Source organism: Priestia sp. SIMBA_032, from assembly GCF_046535215.1.
Classification (GTDB): domain Bacteria; phylum Bacillota; class Bacilli; order Bacillales; family Bacillaceae_H; genus Priestia; species Priestia aryabhattai.
Window position 1 is genome coordinate 1 of record NZ_JAWRXD010000032.1, and the last position, 23,652, is coordinate 23,652.

General features: G+C 34.1%; 24 protein-coding genes. 16 read left to right on the forward strand and 8 right to left on the reverse strand.

All coding sequences use genetic code 11. The features are described from left to right. Positions 1–533 precede the first annotated feature (533 nt). Positions 534–1,466, reverse strand: coding sequence for a LysR family transcriptional regulator (locus SB717_RS31050; protein ID WP_410906481.1), 933 nt, complete (start codon positions 1,464–1,466; stop codon positions 534–536). A 116-nt stretch (positions 1,467–1,582) separates the two neighbouring features. Between SB717_RS31050 and SB717_RS31055 the strand changes: the two genes are divergently transcribed. The 6 genes from SB717_RS31055 to SB717_RS31080 all read left to right on the forward strand — a co-directional run bounded on the left by SB717_RS31055 (position 1,583) and on the right by SB717_RS31080 (position 6,722). Next, positions 1,583–2,353 (forward strand): class I SAM-dependent methyltransferase, encoded by a 771-nt coding sequence (locus SB717_RS31055; protein WP_410906483.1) that lies wholly within the window; start codon positions 1,583–1,585, stop codon positions 2,351–2,353. A 27-nt stretch (positions 2,354–2,380) separates the two neighbouring features. Further along, positions 2,381–3,190: a class I SAM-dependent methyltransferase gene (locus tag SB717_RS31060; RefSeq protein ID WP_410906484.1), complete on the forward strand. Its 810-nt coding sequence runs from the start codon at positions 2,381–2,383 to the stop codon at positions 3,188–3,190. A gap of 457 nt (positions 3,191–3,647) precedes the next feature. Next, a complete protein-coding gene (locus SB717_RS31065; protein ID WP_410906486.1) occupies positions 3,648–3,848 on the forward strand; it encodes a hypothetical protein in 201 nt (66 codons plus the stop codon). 19 nt (positions 3,849–3,867) lie between these two features. Further along, positions 3,868–5,517 (forward strand): group II intron reverse transcriptase/maturase, encoded by a 1,650-nt coding sequence (gene ltrA / locus SB717_RS31070; RefSeq protein ID WP_410906488.1) that lies wholly within the window; start codon positions 3,868–3,870, stop codon positions 5,515–5,517. Between the two features lie 202 nt (positions 5,518–5,719). Then, positions 5,720–6,139 (forward strand): GNAT family N-acetyltransferase, encoded by a 420-nt coding sequence (locus SB717_RS31075; protein WP_410906490.1) that lies wholly within the window; start codon positions 5,720–5,722, stop codon positions 6,137–6,139. A gap of 121 nt (positions 6,140–6,260) precedes the next feature. Then, positions 6,261–6,722 (forward strand): GNAT family N-acetyltransferase, encoded by a 462-nt coding sequence (locus SB717_RS31080; RefSeq protein WP_410906492.1) that lies wholly within the window; start codon positions 6,261–6,263, stop codon positions 6,720–6,722. Between the two features lie 166 nt (positions 6,723–6,888). Here SB717_RS31080 and SB717_RS31085 read toward each other — a convergent pair whose 3' ends face one another. Both SB717_RS31085 and SB717_RS31090 read right to left on the reverse strand, forming a co-directional pair. Next, a complete protein-coding gene (locus tag SB717_RS31085) occupies positions 6,889–7,878 on the reverse strand; it encodes a hypothetical protein (RefSeq protein ID WP_410906494.1) in 990 nt (329 codons plus the stop codon). Between the two features lie 208 nt (positions 7,879–8,086). Beyond that, a complete protein-coding gene (locus SB717_RS31090; protein WP_410906496.1) occupies positions 8,087–8,518 on the reverse strand; it encodes a MarR family winged helix-turn-helix transcriptional regulator in 432 nt (143 codons plus the stop codon). Positions 8,519–9,367: 849 nt separating this feature from the next. Between SB717_RS31090 and SB717_RS31095 the strand changes: the two genes are divergently transcribed. Beyond that, on the forward strand, positions 9,368–9,550 hold the full coding sequence (locus tag SB717_RS31095) for a hypothetical protein (protein ID WP_410906498.1): 183 nt from the start codon (positions 9,368–9,370) through the stop codon (positions 9,548–9,550). A 134-nt stretch (positions 9,551–9,684) separates the two neighbouring features. Here SB717_RS31095 and SB717_RS31100 read toward each other — a convergent pair whose 3' ends face one another. Both SB717_RS31100 and SB717_RS31105 read right to left on the reverse strand, forming a co-directional pair. Beyond that, positions 9,685–9,867 (reverse strand): hypothetical protein, encoded by a 183-nt coding sequence (locus tag SB717_RS31100; protein WP_410906500.1) that lies wholly within the window; start codon positions 9,865–9,867, stop codon positions 9,685–9,687. A 259-nt stretch (positions 9,868–10,126) separates the two neighbouring features. Next, positions 10,127–10,399 (reverse strand): HU family DNA-binding protein, encoded by a 273-nt coding sequence (locus SB717_RS31105; RefSeq protein ID WP_410906502.1) that lies wholly within the window; start codon positions 10,397–10,399, stop codon positions 10,127–10,129. A 589-nt stretch (positions 10,400–10,988) separates the two neighbouring features. On the opposite strand from SB717_RS31105, the gene SB717_RS31110 reads away from it, so the two are divergent. Both SB717_RS31110 and SB717_RS31115 read left to right on the forward strand, forming a co-directional pair. Further along, positions 10,989–12,674 (forward strand): NucA/NucB deoxyribonuclease domain-containing protein, encoded by a 1,686-nt coding sequence (locus SB717_RS31110; protein ID WP_410906504.1) that lies wholly within the window; start codon positions 10,989–10,991, stop codon positions 12,672–12,674. Positions 12,675–12,905: 231 nt separating this feature from the next. Further along, positions 12,906–13,049, forward strand: coding sequence for an anti-repressor SinI family protein (locus SB717_RS31115; RefSeq protein ID WP_080743179.1), 144 nt, complete (start codon positions 12,906–12,908; stop codon positions 13,047–13,049). A gap of 148 nt (positions 13,050–13,197) precedes the next feature. Here SB717_RS31115 and SB717_RS31120 read toward each other — a convergent pair whose 3' ends face one another. The 3 genes from SB717_RS31120 to SB717_RS31130 form a co-directional block, all read right to left on the reverse strand. Then, a complete protein-coding gene (locus SB717_RS31120) occupies positions 13,198–14,055 on the reverse strand; it encodes an STAS domain-containing protein (RefSeq protein WP_410906506.1) in 858 nt (285 codons plus the stop codon). A gap of 615 nt (positions 14,056–14,670) precedes the next feature. Continuing rightward, positions 14,671–14,958: a hypothetical protein gene (locus SB717_RS31125; RefSeq protein ID WP_410906508.1), complete on the reverse strand. Its 288-nt coding sequence runs from the start codon at positions 14,956–14,958 to the stop codon at positions 14,671–14,673. Positions 14,959–15,410: 452 nt separating this feature from the next. Next, entirely contained in the window at positions 15,411–16,367 is a 957-nt protein-coding gene (locus SB717_RS31130; protein ID WP_410906510.1) for a nuclease-related domain-containing protein, read from the reverse strand. A 550-nt stretch (positions 16,368–16,917) separates the two neighbouring features. Here SB717_RS31130 and SB717_RS31135 point away from each other — a divergent pair. The 7 genes from SB717_RS31135 to SB717_RS31165 all read left to right on the forward strand — a co-directional run bounded on the left by SB717_RS31135 (position 16,918) and on the right by SB717_RS31165 (position 23,361). After that, on the forward strand, positions 16,918–17,322 hold the full coding sequence (locus SB717_RS31135; protein WP_410906512.1) for a DUF4430 domain-containing protein: 405 nt from the start codon (positions 16,918–16,920) through the stop codon (positions 17,320–17,322). Between the two features lie 695 nt (positions 17,323–18,017). Continuing rightward, the gene (gene ltrA, locus SB717_RS31140) at positions 18,018–19,667 is read left to right on the forward strand and encodes a group II intron reverse transcriptase/maturase (protein WP_410906514.1); all 1,650 of its coding nucleotides are present in this window, start codon (positions 18,018–18,020) and stop codon (positions 19,665–19,667) included. Between the two features lie 549 nt (positions 19,668–20,216). After that, complete coding sequence (locus SB717_RS31145) at positions 20,217–20,864, forward strand: GOLPH3/VPS74 family protein (RefSeq protein ID WP_410906516.1); 648 nt, start codon at positions 20,217–20,219, stop codon at positions 20,862–20,864. A gap of 14 nt (positions 20,865–20,878) precedes the next feature. Continuing rightward, complete coding sequence (locus SB717_RS31150) at positions 20,879–21,142, forward strand: MerR family transcriptional regulator (protein ID WP_410804706.1); 264 nt, start codon at positions 20,879–20,881, stop codon at positions 21,140–21,142. A 193-nt stretch (positions 21,143–21,335) separates the two neighbouring features. Then, positions 21,336–21,521 carry a hypothetical protein gene (locus SB717_RS31155; RefSeq protein WP_410906518.1) on the forward strand — a complete coding sequence of 62 codons (186 nt, stop codon included), beginning with the start codon at positions 21,336–21,338 and terminating at the stop codon, positions 21,519–21,521. A gap of 924 nt (positions 21,522–22,445) precedes the next feature. Then, positions 22,446–22,664 carry a hypothetical protein gene (locus SB717_RS31160; protein ID WP_221789539.1) on the forward strand — a complete coding sequence of 73 codons (219 nt, stop codon included), beginning with the start codon at positions 22,446–22,448 and terminating at the stop codon, positions 22,662–22,664. A gap of 424 nt (positions 22,665–23,088) precedes the next feature. Then, the gene (locus SB717_RS31165; protein ID WP_221789541.1) at positions 23,089–23,361 is read left to right on the forward strand and encodes an HU family DNA-binding protein; all 273 of its coding nucleotides are present in this window, start codon (positions 23,089–23,091) and stop codon (positions 23,359–23,361) included. Positions 23,362–23,652 lie beyond the last annotated feature (291 nt).

A 23,652-nucleotide genomic window follows, 5' to 3' on the forward strand; every position in this document is an offset into this window, starting at 1 on the left:
GGGTAAGACTACTCTTCCCAGGTTGTCTAGTTTCCTAACGATGCCAGTAGCTTTCAATTTAAAACCTCCATAAAATATTACTTATATACCCATTAAGTGTACAATATGCCTTTTATTGTTTTCATTAGTAATATATTACATTTTGGGCGAGGGAGGATATTTCAATATGATAAGGTTGGAAATAAAGGTTGCATGGAGGAATTATAATGAAATTATTAAATCACTCAGTTTTTTCATTTTAACCTGATGTATTAATTAGAAATATAACGTATTCAGGTTATCTATAACCTATATAAAAGTAATTTGAATATATAAGTAAATAGTTTTTTATATAAATCATTAGTTTAACCATTTACTTTACCTGACGACAAATAGACTCTTTTTCTATATGTTTTTAGAAGCATTTTTGTCATTTTATTTTTAATATCAAATAATGCTTCAAAATCCCGTTGTTTTATGACTATTCAGGAAGGCGTACTTTTTATGGGCAAATAGAAAACCAATATGCAATAGGATTGGGCTTTTCTGCGGATTTATGTTAATCGACTTTCTCCTTCATGGATTTCTATCAAGGCTTTTGCGTTCATACTAAGATAACGATCTTTATTATAGGTAAATACTAGGGTACGAGTAGGATTGGAGTCCAATTTAATATACTTCAAGGAAGCTTGCTGAAGATTTTTATGAATGACCATCTCAGGAACGACTGTTACTCCAAGACCATTTGCCACAAGAGATTGAGCTGTTTCGATATTACTTGTTTCATAAGGAACCTGGGGTTCAAACTTACCTCTTGCACATAATTCTAAAACTGTACGACGAAAACCATATCCTTTTTTTAATAAAATAAATGGGCAATTTGCAAAATCTTCAATGGATAAGATTGTTTGTTCTTTTAATTTTGATGAAGCTATCAAATTTTCAACTTTTTTTGGGGTCCAATTTTTCTGTTCTTGTGGTAAGGCCAGATAAAGTGGTTCAGTAAGTATTATTTTTGTTTCTAAGCGAGAATCTTCAATAGGGAGTGACAGAATAGAAATATCAACTAAACCTTTAGCAGTTAAGTCTATTAATTTTTCTGTTGCTTCTTCAATGAGCTGAATATGTACATTTGGATACTGTTTCTCATAGTTTTTAAGAAGTGAAGGTAAAATATGTCCTCCTGTAATGGCTGTTGAACCAATCTTTAAATCACCTCTCATCCCTTCTTTGCGTTCCTGTATCTCCCTTTTTAGATCATCACGCATTTGTAGTATTTTCTCAGCTTGTTTTACAAAACATAAGCCATCTGAAGTTGATTCTACTGTACCGGGTTTTCGATGAAACAAACGGATACCGAGCTCATTTTCTAACTTTGCAATTTGCTTACTTAAAGATGGCTGTGCAATATGGAGATTAGAAGCAGCTTTTGTAAAACTTTTAGTTTTATATATTTCTAGGGCGTATTCAAATAGTCTCATATCCATAGTATTCCTCCATAGCCTCTGGCTATTAACTTAATAGATTATATATCTTAGTTGAATATATGTTTATATATTATGATAAAAATAACAATAGTTCAAAATTAAAGGAGTGATATTCCGTGAGTTCGTTGAATGTTTGGAATGCAGATTTATATGATGATAAATTAAGCTTTGTATCTAATTTTGGAAAAGGAGTGATTGAGTTACTTCATCCACAAAAAGGAGAAAGAATTCTTGATTTGGGTTGTGGAACAGGCGATCTTACCTATGAAATTTCCAAGTCAGGCGCGAATGTTACTGGAAGTGATTTCTCAGAAGAAATGATTGAAAAAGCTCGTAGAAAATATCCTGAAATCCCATTTGTTATCGAAAATGGCGAAGATTTTCAAACAGATGAAAAGTACGATGCTATTTTTTCTAACGCAGCTCTTCATTGGATGAAACAGGCTGATAAAGTTGTGGAATCAGTTCAACTAGCGTTAAATCCAGGAGGACGCTTTGTAGCTGAATTCGGAGGGGAAGGAAATGTACAGACTGTCATCAGAGGAATAATAGAGACTCTATCTCAAGATTATGGAATGGATGTAGTAGAAAGAAATCCTTGGTATTTTCCAAGCATAGGACAATATAGCACATTGCTTGAACAGCATGGATTTCGAGTATCCTATGCACATCATTTCGATCGACCTACATCGTTAGCAGACGGAGAAAATGGATTAAATCACTGGTTAGATAGCTTTGCAGATGATTTCTTTTCTGAGTTTTCTAAGGAAGAAAAAATGAAAATTTACGAAAAAATAAAAAATAAAATAAAAACCAATCTATATAAAGATGATACATGGATAGCAGATTATAAACGAATTCGAATTGTCGCTATTAAGAAAAAGTAGAGATTTATTAATAAGGAGGTCTACCGTATGGAAGGGAATATTGCTCGTAATCGAGCTCAATTATCGGGGAAGTTAACAAACGTATTGGATTCCCGGTCATTAACATACTCTCATAAAAGGCTTGCAAGTATACTTAGGAAAGGAATGACGGTTCTTGATATTGGCTGTGGAACAGGGGCAATTACACGTGGAATTGCAGAAGCAGTAGGACCAAGTGGGCGTGTTATAGGAATTGATAGCAATCCAATTCTAATCGAGAAAGCCCGTCAAACCCACGGTGAAACCCCAGGATTAACCTTTGAAACAGGTGACATCTATAATCTTACCTATAAAGGACAATTTGATATTATTACCTCTGCCCGTGTTTTAATATGGCTGTCTGATCCTTTGAAAGCATTGCAAATGATGAAAGATGCGACCAAAATTGGTGGGCGTATTTTTGTCGCAGATTATAATCATAAGAAGATATCATGGGAACCACAGCCTCCTCCAAGTATGATTTCCTTTTACTCTGCATATTTGAAATGGCGTTCTGATGCAGGTATGAATAATGCAATTGCTGATGATCTTGCTCATATGTTTCGAGAAATTGGTATTCAAGATATCATTGTTACCTCTCAACACGAGGTATCCAACCGTACAGATTTTAATTTCGAAACAAAAATTGGTATATGGGCAGATACTGCTTCAAGTAGAGGAATTCAAATGGAAAGGGATGGTTATATTACCGAAATAGAATATATGACGGCGGAAAAGGAATATCGCGAATGGGTGACTAAAGAGGCCCAATCTTTAACGATGTACATGTTAGCTGTAGAGGGTATAAGGACTTTATAAATACATTCCATGTAAAAACTCCAATTTATATTAATAAATTGGAGTTTTTAACTACCTAGAACCTACATTATGGTACGACAAGAAGTCGCTTTTCTTACAGTGTAGCTAACGCTACTCATCTAGACGCAAAGATGATCTCCATCCGAAACGGCATTCTTGGTAACGAGTCTGTCGGTTGCATGAGGAAATGCGGAAACAGAGGACAAATGCATGGTCCAGAATACTGCTAGGAGAAGATAGGCATGGTAAACGAAAGTGAAGGTTTGTAAGCTTCGTCAGGGTTAGCTTAAGATAATGTATAAGTTTAGCTTAGGTTTTGGTAAGAGGAAAAGTAGAATCATAATGCTACTCTGATGCGTCCCGCATCTTACCCGGAGTAAAGAACCTGCCTACCCCCCTATCGCATCTGTAGAAAGTGGAACTTGGTAAGCCCTATGTCATCTGCGCAAGCAGTAGGATGACTGCAAAGTTAAACGATGTGGCAGAGGGTATGGGATATGAGAAAAAGCAAAAGCCGTTATCTCGAAAGAGAACAGGAAAACAGGAACACTGTATAACTGGACGGATACTGTCGTCTTTATGGACAATGACAGGCTCGAAAGAGCGCCCACTTCTCATTGGTCTTCAACACGAAAATAAATTTGTGGCTATCTTCTAACGAAAAGGAGCGTGCTGTTATGAATACCTCTCTACGAGCGTCGGCGCACGTCTCGCATAAAGATTGGTACTCTATTGATTGGAGTATTATACAAAAATATGTAATGAAGTTACGACAAAGAATTTATCGTGCCGAACAACAAAAACAACGAAGGAAAGTAAGGAAACTTCAACGTTTACTCCTCCGGAGTAAAGCAAATCTACTGCTTTCTATTCGCAGAGTAACACAACAAAATAATGGTAAGCGAACACCTGGTGTAGACGGCTATGTGGCCTCAAAACCAAGCGAACGTATTAAACTTTATCAACAACTAATAAAATGTAATGTCTTTCGACATCGTCCAAAGCCAGCAAAACGAACGTTCATCCCGAAGAAAAATGGAAAACTGAGACCTCTCGGTATCCCCACGATACGAGATCGAGTGTATCAAAACGTAGTAAAAAACGCACTCGAACCACAATGGAAGGTCAAGTTTGAACCAACTTCTTACGGTTTTCGTCCTAAACGAAGCACACATGATGCTATAAGTAATCTTTTTAATAAGCTTAACACGAATAGTAAGAAAAAGTGGGTATTTGAGGGAGATTTTTTAGGGTGCTTTGACCATCTTAATCATAATTGGATAGTAGAACAAACATCTATGTTTCCAGGAAACACTCTCATCAAAAGATGGCTTAAAATGGGATACATAGAGCATGATATGCTTCGTACGACAACAGAAGGAATCCCTCAAGGGGGTATCGTGTCTCCCCTTCTAGCTAATATCGCCTTATGTGGTATGGAAGAAGAAATTGGTATTGTCTATAAAAAGACATACAAACCAAACGGAGGATACGCAATCGACCCAAAATGTAAGATAGGACGTGTTCTCTATGCAGATGACTTTGTCATCGTAACGGAGACGAAGGATAAAGCTGAAAGCATGTATGAGAAACTCATTCCTTACTTACAAAAGCGAGGAATTACTTTTAGTCAAGAGAAAACTAGAGTTACACATATTGAAGACGGGTTTGATTTTCTTGGCTTCTCGCTGCGTCAATACAAAACAGGACAAGGAAAGAAGTTATTTATCAAACCTAGCAGAGACAGCATTAAAAAAGCAAAAAATAAGATAAAAGATACGTTCGCAGTAATGAGAGGACGACCAATAAAAGAACTAATACGTGTTTTAAATCCAATTATTCGTGGTTACGGACAGTATTGGAAACATGTCGTTTCAAAAAAGACGTTTGGATATATGGATAATTACTTATTCCTCAAAATAACAAAACACCTTAAACGACTACATCCAAAGAAGTCGTGGAAGTGGATTACCAAACGTTATTTTAAGAAGCCTAACCATGGAGGGAATGATAAATGGACTCTCACATGTCCACTTACTAACATTCAATTGTTAAAGATGTCCTGGATTAAGATAGAACGGCATGTCATGGTAGCCTATAAAAACAGCCCAGATGATCCGAGTCTAAAAGAGTATTGGGGAAAACGAGACCGTAAGGTCTTTAATAATGAGAATACATTAGATAGGATGAAACTCGCAAGAAAACAAGGATATCGTTGTGCATTGTGTAAGCAGACTTTACAAAATGGAGAGAAAGTTACAGTGCGAAACCTAGAGGTTTCTACAGGTAAATTTGTTAAATTAGTACATGTACCATGTATTAAATAAATAATTTGTTCGGATAAAAAGAAGGCTTGAGCCGTATGACGGGAAATCTGTCACGTGCGGTTCTTAGGGGGGCGGGCGCTCGTGAGAGTGCATGCCTACCCGACTTAACTACCTTTGTATGGAGTATACAATATAGGATTTTTGTTTTTGTAAGCAGAAATAGTACTAAATAGGCTATATAAAAACAAAGGGAGTAGATCCTATGAATATTTCAATTTTAAATACTATAGAGAATGTTGATTGGTCACGAATGAAAGAAATTTATCATTCTGTAGGGTGGAAAAAGCATAATGAGGAAAAAATTAAAAAGATCTTCACTTTAAGCAATGTAGTAACTATCGCTTATGATAAAGATAAGATTGTAGGGTTTGGAAGGGCCATGTCAGATGGAGTATTTAATGCCGCCATATATGATGTTGTGATCGAAGACACCTATCAACATAAAGGCATTGGGCAACAAATTATAGGTGACCTACTTGCTCAACTTAAGGAGATTTCTTGTGTTCATCTTGTTGCTACGACAGGTAATGAGGAATTTTATCGTAAAGTAGGATTCAGTAAGATAAAAACTGGTATGGCTCGATACTTAAATCCTGCTTTAACTGAAGAATACTTGGAATAATTGATTTCCGATAATGATGATTATGGTAACTAAATTACAGATAATTCTCTTTATATAAATTAAAAACATGTAGAATGTAAATAATGACATTTTATTTTTTAATAGGGGATGGAAATTTATTATGCAAATTATTAATGTTAGAGAACATGTAGAGTATCAAGATAAAGCAATAAAATATATCCAGAACAAATGGGCAAATGAAAATACTTTAAAACTTTATGAAGACTGTATTAGACATAGCTTAAAAACAGATAATAGCCTTCCAATTTGGTATCTGTTAGAGAATAAAGGAGAAATCATCGGCTGTGCAGGACTTATTAGTAACGATTTCATTAGTCGTATGGATTTATGGCCATGGGTATGTGCTCTTTATATTGAAGAAAGCTATCGAGGTATGTCATTAGGAGAAAAGCTTCTTTTAAAAATTAAAGAAGATACTAAAAATGCTGGGTTTAATAAGCTTTATTTATGTACCAACCATATTGGATATTACGAAAAGTACGATTTCTCATATATAGGAGATGGTTATCATCCTTGGGGGAGTAGCTCAAAAATATATGAAGCTAGTTTAATCAAGCAATGATGTTCTTTAATAGTAACGATAATTGGTTTTATGTAAAGTGATTTTTAATGTCATATACAATCTAAAAACAGAAAAAAAGACTGCCCCTTTTGACTAGGACGATGCAGTCTTTTTTTAGAATTTAGATAAATCGCGTTGCGGTCACTAAAAGTATATTATTCCCTTCTCAAATGCCCATCTCTTGTATTAATCTCTTAAATGTATCATAAGCAGGTTTTGGCGAATAATCATCCCTCATAATTCCAAATTGATGAAAGAGATCTTCTTTAGAACTATCCGCATCCCGAAGTCCAAAAAGCTCATAATGTGAGATATTCAGTTCTAGGTGTAATTTATAAATCGTTCGAATAACCGTCTCAAGAACTTTCGCCTGATGCTCGTAAGATCTTTTTATATTGGAAACAGGATTCATTCCTGTAGGCCATCCATTTTCGGTAACCCGTATAGGGATTGAAGGGGGGATACCTACTGTTTTAAGATTTTTTCTTAAATTGAGAAGTGTACGTTCTACAGCATCAGGTATTTCTTTTAAATCGAGTGGTTGTTCATCGAACACGTCCACATAAAAATTATGCCCAACAAAATCAATGGAATCTATAAATATGTCCCCTCCAACCGTAGCGAGGTTTTTCCAAAAATGCGGAACTGCCGCCGGGCTTTCTGGTACCGAACCGAATCCAATCTTAATCGGTAGGTTGTGCTTTCGGGTTTCTTTTTTTGCTATAATTACTCCCTCTACAAGAGCTTGCAGTATATATGGCTTCGAACCTTCCATAAACGACAAATTGGGTTCGTTTGTAATTTGAAGAGAAGCCAGGTGAGATCCGTACCGTTTAATGACTTTTCGAATAAAATCAAGCCAATTATTAAATTCGATGTCTGAATCTTGATGGGACGTCCAATCTCCACATCCCACGGTCAAGTCTCCTATTAAGCCATTATCCAGATATTGATCCGCAAGTGTTAACATTTTTGATTCCCATTCCTTTGTATAAATGAGATAGTTTCTTGGAAATAGCTTTTTGGAATCACCTTTAAGGTCCTGGATTGCCATTTGAATTTTTTGATAGTTATCCTTTGGGCCCACAGCCAGACCAAAAGGAGTTCCTGCTACGCTTAATGGATAAATCCCAAAGGTTAATTGAGATGGAATCATATTATTCACCTCTCCTTTTTCATACTTTTAATAAGCCGAAAAAAATTATTCAGCCAATAATATATAATTAGAATTGCACTATTTATCTGCAACTTACATACGTTTTGTCTTTTCAACTTATTAGGTTAACATTACTGTTACTATCATTATTAAAGATATAATGTCACCAGTAATTAGACATTATATCTCTTAAGGATTAAGCTCTTCTTCAATCCTCCATCTTTTTTAATAATGTGTTAACTTTATGAAGAGAGAAGGCTAAATCTATTTTCTCTTCATCACTTAATTTAGTTAAATTTTTGGTGAATTTTTGATAAATATCAGTCCATTTTTTATTCTCAATTTCTTTACCTTTTGGAGTTAACGAAACCAAAACTGCACGTTTATCCTTGGTATCGGGAATTTTAACTAAATAACCCGTAGTTTCTAAATCTCTAATGATATTTGTGAGTTGCTGTTTAGCTATATTTAAACCAATACTAATATCTTTGATATTTAATGGTCTTTGTTTCATGTACATAAACTCGATTACATGATTCTGCATATGCGTTAACTCCACCGAATCTTTATTTAACTCACTAAAACTACTAAATACATTTGGTATCAAAGTAATGTATTCTTTAGCAATTTTTTCATTCATTATTATCACCACCCTAGCGATAGTAAGTATTTTATTACTAAAATAAATAAAAATCAATGTTATATTTATATTTAAGTAAAATATAATTTACTATTTTGATGTATCTCAAAGGAAATCCTTTAGTTGCTTTCATTATTTTTCTTGTGACAATTTTAATTATGGTAACTAGCGATGTATATGATATTCATGTTATCAAATAGGTTCATATGGTAAAATATTCTATATGAATTAAAAAGCCAAATACAAGGAGGAGAGAAACATTCGTAAAAATATTAGAGTTGTGATTGGTTTAATCAGTAATATTATCTTGTTTGTTTTTGGAATCAGAGGTTTATTAATAAATGGACCAATACCATTTGTTTCTTACCTCTTTACGATAGGTGGACTTATTGGGATTATTGCTCTCCTTCTTGAATTAAAAAAGAGAAATACTGCCGAGTCTAGTAATTCTGAACAAATATAGATTTCTGCGCTTAGAGTTAGTATTCTAAGCTTTTTTTGTTATTGATTTTCTATAAAAAACATTATGTTAATTAAAAATTTATATTGTATACAGCTTGAAAAACAGAAAAAACCTACCTTAGAGTTAGGGAGAAGGTAGGTTTTTCTGTTAAAAGAATAGGGATTTTAAAGTTGCTGATGCCTCACAGCGTCTTGGGTAGTTTGCTCAAGGTAGTAAAAGATATGTACATACATAAAGAATTTAGTGTATTTAAAATTTTATTTGAATTCATGTTTCGAAATATACAAGAAAGGGAAAAATAATTTAATTTTATTCCAGATGAATTTTAAATAAGAAAAATGATTTATATGTTGACTAAACTATGATAATGAATCAGGAGGGTAACTATGGAAATTAATAAAGAAGTTTTATATAAATGGAAGCGATTTAAGATTATTCATATTTATGATTCTGGTTATTGTGAAATTCAAAACGTCGATAACCCTTTTAAGGTTGAACTAGCTTTATTAACTGATATCCTCACAACACTAACAGGTACGAAGAGTCTTAGGTATAAAGAGATTTTATAAAAATTAATAGTATTATTAAACCTGAATTATTCAATCAATACGTCCATTATTTTCATACTTCGAGGAAAAATCTTTTGATAATTAATCATGAGGTTTTTCTTTCTGATTCTTGTAACTATATATCCTAGGAATAACTATGATTCATGTCGTTTAAAAGAGATTATCTTCTTCTCATGTTCTAAAGGTAAAGGGGGGAGAGCATTTTTTGTAACTGATTGTTTAAAACCTAAATTCCTATGCTCCCTTTCTTCAAGTAAATCTTTAATCTGTTTACATAAATGAATTCCCATATTCAGCAATTCGATTTCTTTTGACATCCAATTTGCTCCCTCTTGGATAATTTTATAAAAGATTTTACGTAAAAAAAGTGTTTGAAATGGTACCATAGTTAGCTTTGTGAAAGGATTTCATTAAAGGAGCAACGTGTATAAGCAGAAATAAAATCAAACGAATGTTCAAATTTATAAACTTCTATCACTTTATTAAAATCAAAACAAGACATCTTGTCTATGCATGTAATAGAAAAGCTCTTTGAAATAATCCTAGAACTTTTCTATCCATTGTAGATACACAAGGTTATTTAACAGCTTGTTTTAATTCTTTTCCAGCTTTAAAAGCAGCCACTTTTGAAGCCGGAATCTGCATTGCTTCCCCTGTTTTTGGGTTTCGACCTGTTCGTTCTGCACGCTCTCGTACTTCAAATGTACCAAAGCCAATTAGTTGGATTTTTTCTCCCTTGGCAAGTTCGGAGACAATTGTTTCAAATACTACATTCACAGCCTTTGTAGCGTCTTTCTGTGTTAAATTTGCTTTTGTTGCCACGGTACTGATTAGTTCCATTTTATTCATAGTCAAACACCTCATTTCATTTGTCTAAGCAAGTATACTAGGGGCATAACCTATCTTTTACGAACTTGTTCTTTTATAAAATTAGATAAAAGTAGGCAAATACCCTTTTTTAGTTAATTAATATACAACATATAACAAGTTCCTTAGTACAGTTAATTTTTCTATAGTTGTAATAAACGCATATCCGACAGGAACTTAAAATAAAAAAACAACATTTAACCAGAGCCTTTTTGCCTCCTAGAAAATGGTTTATGTTAGATAAAAAATAAATTATTTCATAAAGACCCATAGTTTAACTATTTACACTTAGTGACGACAAATGGCGCCCGATTGTGGAGGATCTTTATAAATAAAAGGATTCTTTATATGACCCATTTCTCCTAGCAAGCTAATTAACATGGTAATTATTGTAGGTTTTTGGTTTCATTTTCCTTATAGTATATTGTGGGAAAATTTTTTTTGTAGTATTCTATCATCGATTTGGATGCCATCGAAGTAATGAATCTAGTTTATTGCCTGCAAAGATAATTCCTCTATATGTTTCTAAGACAACATTTTATTCCAAATCAAAAAATAAGGGAGGGATAGGATGTCCAGGTTTTATAGACGTATCGTTTTATCTGTGTTTTTTTTGTTTTTTGTCACAGGAATGATTTCACCGGCACAAGCGCAGTCTGATTCAAATGGCGGAGGTTATTGGCTCCCAAACAATAAGGAGAAGATTGAACAGGCAACTAAACTTGTGAAGCAAGGCAAGTCAGTTGAAGAGATTGGGATCAAGCAAGATCAGATCCAGAAAAAAGAAGGCATCCAGACATTAGATAAATTGATGGAGGAAGACCAGCAAAGTGCAACAACATACAGAGCGAACATGGCGCCTCCGATCAAGACAGCAGCCGGATGGACACCCCCTGACTTCGACTATGACCATATCCTTACTACGGAAGAATGCCAGAGAAGTCCAGACAGCAGTTCAGAAACAGGGTATATTAAGAACCGGTATTCCTTCTGTTGGTCCCACGTCGCCACATATCAAGTCCCAACAAAATGCATTGGTGGGTTCTGTTTTTACGAAGGCGTTCAATTTCAATTCACTGAAATAGGTTATGGCTCCAACCAAAGCCGAAAAATGAGGGTCTATTATACACTTGATGATATCCTCGTTACTCATCCATCCTTGAATGGAGCCAAGTTGAAAATTGATATGGTATGTGAATCCAAGGTGAACGCAGGTGACTGTAAAGAGGATCCTGACTTTCCGCCGACGGAACGAACAATCGCCCAATGGAAAAACACAAACTTCAGCACAGAAATTTTCACATCAGAAGCACCTCCACCAACTGACGCAAACCCTGATCAGTTAGGGTACATGGAATTTTGGCCAAAACTTACCCTTACACATGCGCCAAGGAAATTCAAAAAGAGCATTGATGGTATTAAACAGACCGTTCGTTACGATTCTGCAAAATATATGTTTGCTTTCCCTGATCAATATTTCTGGCAAGGAGCCGTATTCAGTAAAGCCACACCAATCTTCAATGTTCCGGTCACAAAGCCAGAATTTTCGATGTTAGCCGAAGCTGGACAACATTGGAAGTTTGCGATGGATCATCCAGATCAGACGAAGCCTCAAATGGTTGGAAAGAAAATACCGGGAGCTGTGGGAGACAGCACACTGACACGGATGTATACGAAACGTCATCAGGATGAATATAATCGCAATAGGAACAAGACAAGAAGGACTTGTGACAGGGAATTCGGAGATGAGGATCGGACCGGCAAACAGTGTGACGAATATCCGTTTGCTTCCACCTGGGAAGGTTCGGCGACCAATGGATCGGATAATTTTTCAGTAAGAATGATTTCAAGCGAATCGAACGGTGCTGCAGGGACTTGGCTTGGTGCCTGGTACGCCTATGACAGGATTCTAGATGGGGATACTTTCAATGTGCAGGTTGAAGCCCCTGAGAAAATAGCGACGATCCGATCGGAAGGCCAGCCTCAGGACGGACAGGATAACCGATCAAGTGATAACTTCACGATCGGGAACATTCCTTCTTATGCGACCAAGTTACAATGGAAAATCGTCGATGGTCCTACTAATGCGAAATTCGATGTCATGAAAGACATCAGCTTCGGCATTGACGAAACGATCTTTAATGACCTTACAGACGGATCTGAGACAGAAATCAAAACGAGCGAAGATTTCTACGTCGCTAGACCGGAAAACACCGATGGAGAAAGCTTCACTGTCGAGGTTTATGCCATCCCATAATAATAACTTAGAGGCTGTTCTCTAAGTATGTAACACTTAAAGGCAGCCTCTTTTAAACCATTAGAGAATCAGATCCAAACCTACTGTTTCAACAGCTACCTATGGTCGATTAAAGTAAAGAGGATTAACTATTTAGTTGTAATATAGTGGTTGGTCACTATAAAACAAGATTTTAAGTTGAAAACAACAGGTAAATGATAAATAATTATTTATGTGGGAAGGTGTTCAATTATGAAGAAGTCTACAGCAGTTCTACCAGAAGAGTGGATGAGGTTAGTTAAAGACGCAATGAATTTAAATGTGAGCAAAGAAGAATTTAAACAGTTTCTAGAAGAAAAATCTCAAAATAACACTACAGCAAAAAACATTAGATAGCTTCTATATCTAATGTTTTTTTGCTGTCACTAAATTTATTTACTACCTAAGAATGCTTTTTTAACAGGCATTTTTGTGCGTTTGAATAGTAAAAGGCTTTTATATGAACAATGTATAAAAAGCTGCATATTGAAGAATATCTATCCTCTCAAGAGTCTTTGTTCTCTAAGGAATCTATGGTTAAATTTAAACCAAGAAGTGCTTGTTCTAGGTTTGCTTTTATAGTTATTTTGCTAAAATCAATTCCAAGTTGGATCATTGTTTGAGCAACTTCAGGTCGGATACCAATTAGTATCGTTTTTACCCCAAGAAGACCTAATGCCTCTACAATTTTAAAAATTTGATGGGCAACCATGGTATCTACAATCATCACGCCAGAGAGGTCGAATAGCAAGTGTGATAGCTGTAGTATATTTGCTTTCTCTAATGTTTCTTCTAATAAAAGCGTGGCTCTTTCCGGATCTACCTCTCCAACAAGAGGGAGTACAGCAATGCCTTTTGTAATTGGAACTACAGGTACTGATAATTCAAGGAAAGCACTCTTTGCTTTTTTTAATGTTTCATGATGAATATTCACATAAGTTAAACTAAAAGCAAAAACAGCTTTATCTAATAAGGGATCAATAATTGAGCTTAATTCAAATACTGTATCTATTGACATATTATTCTTTTTTATTTCTTCTTTAAGAATTTCCCATATGAATGTTCGATAATAGGTTGTATCTTCTAAGGCCTCATTAAGAGAAACCCCTAAATTTGATGCAAATTCTCCTGATTGCTTTCCCCATTTCACTATCTGATCTAACAGTGTTTTTTGATCGAGCTTTTCCATGATAGCCCGTCCAAAATAGCTGATGAAGTTTGCTCTCAATTCAATAATTTCTTCATCCGGAAGATTAACGTCTTTTACTACTTTAAGGTCAGCCATTCTATGTACGTGTACCATTTTTGCAATTTCATATTTTTTTTCTAAAATTTTCTCTCCTAGAAAGTATAGATTATCCATTGTAGTCTGTCCTCCAGGCTTAACTTCTGTAAAAAAGTTGTTTTAACTATTTTATCATTTTAAAAAAGAGTACGTAATTAAGTATGCAAGATAATTGGATGGTTTCAAAGGTAACAAAAGTCATTAATTCCGGTAACATTGATTACGTTAACTACAACTGTGTATCATATACAGCTTAAAAACAGAAAAAACAACTGGGTCCAATCAGTTGTTTTTTCTGTTTCATGAATGATAATCAATGTTTAGCTGACGTTACAGAGCGTCTTGAGTAGTTTGCTCAAAATACTATTTATTATCCAGCAAGAGTATAAATTACTTTCTACTATTTATCCGAACTAAACAATCGGTAAAAAAGATAATAGCAAAGGGAACAAGGCAAACAATGAAAATTTCACGAAAGACCATATAAGCCTTATTATTCATTTATATTGAACCCACCTTTATATCTTTGAGTAAACTTTTTAGGGTTTCTTAAGTAGTAGAATGTTCGAAAAAAGGGAAAGTATTCATATCAAATAAAACAACAGGGTTAATCATGCTGATATTCTTAGCATTTACTTCTCATGATGGTGATATAATAGGTCATTTGTCTTGGAGGACATAAATAAAGATAGCTCATTGAGCTAACTGTAGTTTATTGTTCTTTATTGGATTAAAACTGTTGAGATAGACCTTTTCTTGAGCATACTTGAAATAATACCCCAATTCATCTTGGTAGATTTTACGAGTAAAGAATCTTTCAAGTGTAGTGTTCTTAGCACTGCCAAAGAAGTAGTCTTCTGTATCAGTATAAAAGATGTCAATAGCGTAAATAGAGAAGTCATAAACATATGGAAAGCTGTACACAGCAAACTTACTAGTAATACCTTGCTCATACCTCTTGATATGCTCTGTCTTTTTCACAATCTTTCAACTCCCTTGACTTAAGAATAACAGTAATTTGGAGAGTAATTCATTGTTTTTTATATAAAATTAAAAGGAGGAACAACAAACAATGAAATTGTCCCTCCCAAGCAGAAAATGAACAAAACATGCTGCATATACAATGTTTTGTCATGAATCGACAGTATACCATGAGAACGATGTCCTATAACCTTTGATACACGTATGTATAGAAAATGAAACATCTTGTAGCACTACTGACACATTATTGATAAAAAAAGGCATCATCCCGTCATAAAACACGGAATAATGCTTTTTTATTAACTATTTTTTAACTTATAACCTTTAAATTTGTAACCATAAACGCTTGTCAAATCTACAAAGCTCTTATGGGATTAAGTAATAGCAACCGGTATGCCCATAAGAGCTTTGTCATAAAGCTTTTCAACATCTGCATTATACATTCTCAATGATCAAATAAAGTAATTTATATCTTCAATAACTTTATTTATTTCTGTTAAATCTCTAGATGTATATTTAGATTTTCTTTCATTAATTTGTTTTTCAAAGTAATCGCAAAGATTCTCTTTATTGCTAAAACATTTTGGATTAGATTTTGATGAATAGTCGGTTACGTTATTCTCTTCATCACTGGGATAGCCAAAATAAAGAATGGAAGTAACAAAATTATATTTTTTATTATGTTTCTCTAGATAATTCTTGAGAGCAATAGCTGTTCGTGTAACTTGTTGCCCTGGATTGTCATAAGTCAAGACTTTCATTTCTAACTTAGATTCTTCAACATCATTATTTTGATTTTCAACAAAAACAAGTGTTTGTTCTTGATCCTTTTGAATGTTGGGAAATAACGAATTCAATAAAAAAGCAAAGTTTTTGGCCTTTTCTGTAGTCAATCCATAAAGAATTCTACCTCGCCAATATTTTGTTTCTATTATATAAATACCTGTTGTCATTAGAATCAAATGATCAATTTGTCTCGTTCTTACTTCGTCATTAAATGTGTACGGAACGAAGATATTGCCATGAATAATCATTTCATCTTCTTTAATTTTACCTTGATGAATTAAGTTAGCTTTTAAAGCTGTTAATATTTTATGAGTCAGTACTTCCCCCCTATTACGAGAAAATTGTTCTAAACTCTTTATGTATTTGTTAGATTTAATAATTTCTAATTGATGTTGTTGATTGATTTTCTTAATAAGTTCATTATAATATTCTTCTTGCTGCAAAATCATTTGTTTTTTTTCTGATTCATAGACCTCTTCTTTGGCAGCTATAGATACGGCAGCTTCCGTTTGAGCTTTTGTAAGTTCATCTGAATATCTTTTTTGTTTTTTTCTTAATTGGTTATAAAAATAAATACATCCTACACCTAATAGAATAATCAGTGTGATGTAAAGTATGGCCATTTCTTCTCCTCCTTCTCTGTATTATATTATCTTAAATAGAAAGGGCAAAAAAAAAAGCCTATCTGATTTCGAGCAAATGGAAAAAGAAATCAGATAGGAGAAAGATAGAGACACATGTAAAGTACGTGCAAACTACGAAAAGGATTTAACCTATATTAAACCCAATCGCTACGTTTGCATGTAAATTGGTATAGACATTGATTAATTTTTAGGAACTGAAACGTAAACTTTCTAAAGGTAAAAAGGTCTCTTTATCCTCCTGATAAGGATAGAGACAACTTTCTACGTAAGAGCTATAAATATATTATTATGGTGCCTATGCCATAACAACCAAATGTATCATAGCATACCTTTATTACAGTAAAGAGGCAGGCGTATTTCTTTTCATAACGATACTATTTCAGACCGATGACAGCATATATATAAGCTGCATAAAGTAGAAATCGTAACCTCCTTAGAACCCAACTCCCACAATGGTTCTTTTTTTCTGTTGCGTATCAAACACTGAACTATATTTAAAAATTATAAATTTCACTAAAGTGCTCATAATATGAAAAATACGTCAAAAGGAGATTCAAAAATGCTTATTAAAAAGATACTAATATTTCTACCACTATTTGTTTTTGTTATTTATTCCCCTACGCACGCATTAGAGATGACGAGTACTTTCAGAATTGTAAATGATAAAAACGAGACTATTGCTTCAAAAGAAGTTTCATTTCAAGAAGGCGAGACATTATACGAAGTAACAAAAAGGGCCTTTAACGTAAAAGAATCCCAAGGGAATATTATATCTATAAATGGTATCCATTCAATTCCAAAGAAAAATATACATTGGGCTGTTTTTGTAAACAGGAATTTTATAGAGTTAGGTCTAGATGAAGTCACGCTCAATGAAAATGATGATGTAGTATGGGCTTTGAAAAATTGGGAGAACGAAGAAATTTTAAAGTGAATAACATAGAAAATTCAAACATCCTACAAAGAGCAGTTGGTTATTATTCCAACTGCTTTTTTGTAAGTTGTAATTTCCGATAACGCACATTATGGTGCGACAAGAAGTCGCTTTCTTACAGTGTAGCTAACGCTACTCATCTAGACGCAGAGATGATCTCCATCCGAAACGGCATTCTTGGTAACAAGTCTGTCGGTTGCATGAGGAAATGTGGAAACAGAGGGCAAATGCATGGTCCAGAATACTGCTAGGAGAAGATAGGTATGGTAAACGAACGTGAAGGTTTGTAAGCTTCGTAAGCGTTAGCTCAAGATAGTGCATAGTTTTGCTTGGGTATTGGCAAGAGGAAAAGTAGAATCATAATGCTACTCTGATGCGTCCCGCATCTTGCCCGGAGTAAAGAACCTACCTCCCCCTATCGCATCCGTAGAAAGTGGAACTTGGTAAGCCCTATGTCATCTGCATAAGCAGTAGGATGACTGCAAAGTCAAACGATGTGGCAGAGGGTATGGGATATGAGAAAAAGCGAAAGCCGTTACCCTGAAAAGGGACAGGAAAGCAGAAACACTGTATAACTGGACGGATACTATCGTCTTTACAGACAATGACAGGCTCGAAAGAGCGCCCACTTCTCATTGGTCTTCAACACGAAAATAAATTTGTGGCTATCTTCTAACGAAAAGGAGCGTGCTGTTATGAATACCTCTCTACGAGCGTCGGCGCACGTCTCGCATAAAGGTTGGTACTCTATTGATTGGAGTATTATACAAAAATATGTAACGAAGTTACGACAAAGAATTTATCGTGCCGAACAACAAAATCAACAAAGAAAAGTAAGGAAACTTCAACGTTTACTCCTCCGGAGTAAAGCAAATCTACTGCTTTCCATTCGCAGAGTAACACAACAAAATAACGGTAAGCGAACACCTGGTGTAGATGGCTATACGGCCTCAAAACCAAGCGAACGTATCAAACTTTATAAACAACTAGTTAAATGCAATGTCTTTCGACATCGTCCAAAGCCAGCAAAACGAACGTTTATCCCGAAGAAAAATGGAAAAATGAGACCTCTCGGTATCCCCACGATACGAGATCGAGTGTATCAAAGCGTAGTAAAAAACGCACTCGAACCACAATGGGAGGCCAAGTTTGAACCTACTTCCTACGGTTTTCGTCCTAAACGAAGCACACACGATGCTATAAGTAATCTTTTTAATAAGCTTAACACGAATAGTAAGAAAAAGTGGGTATGTGAGGGAGATTTCTTAGGATGCTTTGACCATCTTAATCATAATTGGATAGTAGAACAAACATCTATGTTTCCAGGAAACACTCTCATCAAAAGATGGCTTAAAATGGGATACATAGAGCAGGATATGCTTCGTACGACAACAGAAGGAACCCCTCAAGGGGGTATTGTGTCCCCCCTTCTAGCTAATATCGCCTTATGCGGTATGGAAGAAGAAATTGGTATTGTCTATAAAAAGACATATAAACCAAACGGAGGATACGCACTCGACCCAAAATGTAAGATAGGACGTGTTCTCTATGCCGATGACTTTGTCATCGTAACGGAAACGAAGGAAAAGGCTGAAAGCATGTATGGAAAACTCATTCCTTACTTACAAAGGCGAGGAATTACACTTAGTAAAGAGAAAACTAGAGTTACACATATTGAGAACGGGTTTGATTTTCTCGGTTTCTCGCTGCGTCAATACAAGACGGAACAAGGCAATAAGCTACTAATCAAACCTAGCAAAGACAGCATTAAAAAAGCAAAAAATAAGATAAAAGATACGTTCGCAGTAATGAGAGGACGACCAATAAAAGAACTAATACGTGTTTTAAATCCAATTATTCGTGGTTACGGACAGTATTGGAAACATGTCGTTTCTAAAAAGACGTTTGGATGTATGGATAATTACTTATTCCTCAAAATAACAAAACACCTTAAACGACTACATCCAAAGAAGTCGTGGAAATGGATTACCAAACGTTATTTTAAGAAACCCAACCACGGAGGGAATGATAAATGGACTCTCACATGTCCACTTACTAACATTCAATTGTTAAAGATGTCCTGGATTAAGATAGAACGGCATGTCATGGTAGCCTATAAAAACAGCCCAGATGATCCGAGTCTAAGAGAGTATTGGGGAAAACGAGACCGTAAGGTCTTTAATAATGAAAATACATTGGATAGGATGAAACTCGCAAGAAAACAAGGATATCGTTGTGCATTGTGTAGGCAGACTCTACAAAATGGAGAGAAAGTTACAGTGCGAAACCTAGAGGTTTCTACAGGTAAATTTGCTAAATTAGTACATGTACCATGTATTAAATAAATAATTTGTTCGGATAAAAAGAAGGCTTGAGCCGTATGACGGGAAAGCTGTCACGTACGGTTCTTAGGGGGGCGGGCGCTCGTGAGAGTGCCTGCCTACCCGACGTAACTAAAGATGTATATTATATACATTAAAAAGACCAAAAAAGCTACTGAATAGGAATCAGTAGCTTTTTGGTTGTGTAGCTAGTTACATAAGTCAATGTTTGGCGACATCATGAGTAGCTTACTCAAGAAATAAAGATTTATTCATGATGAGTAACGTTGGAGAAATGTGGATTTACAACGATAATCATTTTGATACAGTTTTTATAAGACATTATAAAAATCAATTTACAAATAATTCGGACTTTATCTTATGGGGATTGTGAAGGTTTCTACTTAGATTAACAAAGCAGGTTAGCTCAATAAAGTTAGTATTAAGTGATCTAATTGACAATATTGAAGTAAAGTATTATCATTTAAGTAGTAAGTGATAAGTAGTAAGTAGTAAGTGTTTGTTTTCGAATAGATCATCACTTTGCTCTTTAAAATAAAAGGGAGTGTTTTTATGAAAAATATAGAAATTTCTCAAAAGTATTTATTATTAGTACTAAATGATAAAGGTAGAGTTTCTCCTATTGGGAGTATACGTATTCGTGCATTTATGGTTGCTAGTGGTATTTTGGAACTTGTTCTGGATGATATTATTTCATTGTCAGATAATCAAGTGACAGTCAAACAAGAGTTACCAAGTGATAAAGATTATTTGCGTTCAATCTATAATAAAATTGCTACAGAAAAATCAATTCACCTGAAAAAACTAGGAAGAGAATTGGTTTCTAAACGTGAACTTTTCAAGGAGTTATTCAACTCAGTTGGTGACTCTTTAGTTGAACTAGATATAGTCACTAAAACCAACGGAGGTATGTTTGGGCAATCTAATCACTATATAGGCAGTGAAGATTCTAAGAAGCAAATTGTGGAGCAAATTCGAGCAGAGCTATTAGAAGAGGGACCAGTTACAACTGACACTGTTGTTCTATCGAGTTTGTTAATAGGCAGTCGCATTTTGAAAAACTATTTCAGTAAGTTTGAGGATAAAGATCTTAACGACAAGCTAACTATACTTCGCAATGATACGAAAAATAAAGAAATTTTTGCCATGATAGATAGTATATCACACACAATTACTACGATTATTGCGTCCGTAGGTTAATTGGAGGGATTGTAGTGTCAAGAAGACGTTCATTAGAGGATATTCTACAATCTGAATATGTATCTATCGGAGAACTATCTCGAATAACAGATTCGAGATACAGTACGTTAAAATACTACACAGAAGCTGGTTTAATTCCATTTGAACAATCAGATGAAAATTTAACACGACGATATCCACGAGAAGCGTCGGTTCAAAGAATTGAGACAATTAAACACTTAAAGAAATCTGGTTTGTCTATCTCGGAAATTAGTGATTGGGTAGTTAATAACGATTAAAAAATATGTATCCAGAATGTAATATATGTGCAAAGAAAGCCCCAAGAATCTATAAGATTCTTGGGGCTTTCGGTAAAATCTATTGTGTTAACTACGTTTGTATAGCGTATACATAACATTTAAAAGTAAAATAAGTATCATTATGTTAAAATATAACTATATTTACTTTTATTTATTGTTGGTGGTGAAATAGATGGGTAATCGAAGCTTAGGGTTACTTCTAGTAAGTACAGGAACAATCTTTTTAATTTTAACTTTAACATTAAATATATTTGGATTATTATATGGTGCCATCTTAGGTAGCAGCATATTATTAAATGTTTTAGGTTCAAGTATACTTATGAAATTTATAGCTGACCAAAAGCTCGCTAACTTGTAGAGACCTTATCAATCAAGGTCTCTTTCTGATTTCTAGGGTCGTGATTATGGTAACTATAAAGTAAAAGGAGATAAAAGTTTGAAAAATAAAACATTATTAAATGTAATAGGGATATTTATTATTTTGGTCTCTGCTATTTTGTTTATAAATATGTTACATAGTTCAGGAACCAGTTTTATACTAACTGTTTTAATTATCATTGTAGGATTGCTGTTTTTTAAATTTAATTTACTTTAAACACATTTCCGATAACATAAATTTCGTTGAGTAAATCTTAAAGTATTTCATAAAAATCATTAGTTTAACTATTTACTCTTAGTGACAACAAATAAATATTTTCATCTTTTAATATATACCACTCTATCTTCTACTTACCTTTTAAGAAATTACTGTATTTATAATAAATCAATAGAAAATCCATAACTATTTATCATTAATATATTTTTAATAATGTATTTTTTATTAAAAACACGAACTAAACATCTTTTGTATAATGAAGTAAATGAGTAAACTAACTTATAAAAATCAAAGTTTTAATATTTACACTTAGTGACGACAAATGTGGACTTTTTCTATAACATAAGTAATAGTTAACGCTATTTTTAATAAAATACGTTAACTATTACTTATAGGTATAATATAAATTTAGACATTACTTAATATACATAATTAATTTTATAACCCTTTTGCGCAAATAGATATTTTCTATTTACCCAACATTCACTGTTTTCACTTTGACGTTTGCTTATATAAAAAGGTGGTTCTTAAGATACATAAATAAAAAAATATCTTTTACTCTTTAACTTCGGATTTAAATAATTTTCTGAATTTTATATTAAATTAGTTTAAAAAGGTTAAATTATCCACTCATCTCTTATATACTAAAAATAGAAAGCTACTCAACGTATATAGGGGAGTGATCCAATGTCAAGTGTAAAAGAAGCTGTATATATTCATTGTGGAACGAAAATGGGTGTTTTTAAACCCGAAGAAATCACAAAATTCAGCTACATGCATTCCAGAGGATTTTTTGCTTGCCCAGGTTGTGGTGTGAAAGTCTTTCATAAAAATCAAAGGGGACAACCAACATTTGTTGTCTCATCCACTAATACTCATGCATATAACTGTCTTTATAAAGAATGATAAAAATTAGTCGCTCTAAAAGAATGGATCTTTTTAGAGCGACTAATTTTACTTACACAAAAGTCTTTTTAAAATGACATATTTTATAGAAGACACTCGTCAAAAAAGTAGCCTTTGCTCAACGAGAGCAAAGGCTTGTTAAAATTCAGGCAATTGGGAAATACGTTATTAGTTTGAGCTAAATTAAAAATTCATATACATGTTTATATATATATATGTGTGTGAATTTTGCAATGAATGACTCATTTATCCAGCTTAAATGGACTTCATTTCGCCACAGAGCAAATCTCAGTATGAATATTCCCGAAAAAATAGGAATTCCTCTTCCTTTTATCTAACCTTATTAAGTGACAAGCGTGTAGAAGCTATGATATGTTAGCATCTCTACATATTATCTAAAAATAAGAAGATGAGGTGTTTGAATATGAATAAAACTGAACTAGTAGATGCAGTTGCAACAAAATCAGAACTAACGAAACAGGATTCAAAAAAGGCTGTAGATGCGTTGTTTGAAACGATTTCTAATACGCTTGCCAAAGAAGAAAAAATTCAATTGATTGGATTTGGTACATTTGAAATACGTGAGCGCGCAGAGCGTACAGGTCGTAACCCTCAAACTGGGGAAGAAATGACAATTCCAGCTTCAAAGGCTCCTGCTTTTAAACCAGGAAAAGAATTAAAAGATGCCGTTAAATAAATATGCCTTATAATCAAGTCCCCTCTAGAGATAGACTTCTAAAGGGGGCTATTTTTTATGGTGAAAAACTTCTAAATACCTACACCTGCATATTATCTAATCAAGGTTTCTATTTTCTTGCGTCGTCGTCTTAGAGTTGGAGGTAGGCTCTTTGCCAAGTCTAGGTTTCCAATTTCCTAACTTGTTTTTTAAGTAATCCTTTAAAAAATCACGTTTCTTTTTTCGTCTTTTATTCCTGTTTTTCATAAGGACTCACCACCTTTAGATTACTTAATAGATGCAATTTCTTCT

Excerpts from the sequence above, each read along its gene's own strand:
- SB717_RS31120 (WP_410906506.1), bottom strand. The coding sequence starts at position 14,055 with ATGGATAATCTATACTTTCTAGGAGAGAAAATTTTAGAAAAAAAATAT.
- SB717_RS31165 (WP_221789541.1), top strand. The coding sequence starts at position 23,089 with ATGAATAAAACTGAACTAGTAGATGCAGTTGCAACAAAATCAGAACTA.
- SB717_RS31160 (WP_221789539.1), top strand. The coding sequence starts at position 22,446 with ATGTCAAGTGTAAAAGAAGCTGTATATATTCATTGTGGAACGAAAATG.
- SB717_RS31100 (WP_410906500.1), bottom strand. The coding sequence starts at position 9,867 with ATGTCAAAAGAAATCGAATTGCTGAATATGGGAATTCATTTATGTAAA.
- SB717_RS31105 (WP_410906502.1), bottom strand. The coding sequence starts at position 10,399 with ATGAATAAAATGGAACTAATCAGTACCGTGGCAACAAAAGCAAATTTA.
- ltrA (WP_410906514.1), top strand. The coding sequence starts at position 18,018 with ATGAATACCTCTCTACGAGCGTCGGCGCACGTCTCGCATAAAGGTTGG.
- SB717_RS31130 (WP_410906510.1), bottom strand. The coding sequence starts at position 16,367 with ATGGCCATACTTTACATCACACTGATTATTCTATTAGGTGTAGGATGT.
- SB717_RS31085 (WP_410906494.1), bottom strand. The coding sequence starts at position 7,878 with ATGATTCCATCTCAATTAACCTTTGGGATTTATCCATTAAGCGTAGCA.
- SB717_RS31145 (WP_410906516.1), top strand. The coding sequence starts at position 20,217 with ATGAAAAATATAGAAATTTCTCAAAAGTATTTATTATTAGTACTAAAT.
- SB717_RS31110 (WP_410906504.1), top strand. The coding sequence starts at position 10,989 with ATGTCCAGGTTTTATAGACGTATCGTTTTATCTGTGTTTTTTTTGTTT.
- SB717_RS31095 (WP_410906498.1), top strand. The coding sequence starts at position 9,368 with ATGGAAATTAATAAAGAAGTTTTATATAAATGGAAGCGATTTAAGATT.
- SB717_RS31090 (WP_410906496.1), bottom strand. The coding sequence starts at position 8,518 with ATGAATGAAAAAATTGCTAAAGAATACATTACTTTGATACCAAATGTA.
- SB717_RS31115 (WP_080743179.1), top strand. The coding sequence starts at position 12,906 with ATGAAGAAGTCTACAGCAGTTCTACCAGAAGAGTGGATGAGGTTAGTT.
- SB717_RS31050 (WP_410906481.1), bottom strand. The coding sequence starts at position 1,466 with ATGGATATGAGACTATTTGAATACGCCCTAGAAATATATAAAACTAAA.
- SB717_RS31135 (WP_410906512.1), top strand. The coding sequence starts at position 16,918 with ATGAAAAATACGTCAAAAGGAGATTCAAAAATGCTTATTAAAAAGATA.
- ltrA (WP_410906488.1), top strand. The coding sequence starts at position 3,868 with ATGAATACCTCTCTACGAGCGTCGGCGCACGTCTCGCATAAAGATTGG.
- SB717_RS31060 (WP_410906484.1), top strand. The coding sequence starts at position 2,381 with ATGGAAGGGAATATTGCTCGTAATCGAGCTCAATTATCGGGGAAGTTA.
- SB717_RS31155 (WP_410906518.1), top strand. The coding sequence starts at position 21,336 with ATGGGTAATCGAAGCTTAGGGTTACTTCTAGTAAGTACAGGAACAATC.
- SB717_RS31080 (WP_410906492.1), top strand. The coding sequence starts at position 6,261 with ATGCAAATTATTAATGTTAGAGAACATGTAGAGTATCAAGATAAAGCA.
- SB717_RS31075 (WP_410906490.1), top strand. The coding sequence starts at position 5,720 with ATGAATATTTCAATTTTAAATACTATAGAGAATGTTGATTGGTCACGA.
- SB717_RS31065 (WP_410906486.1), top strand. The coding sequence starts at position 3,648 with ATGACTGCAAAGTTAAACGATGTGGCAGAGGGTATGGGATATGAGAAA.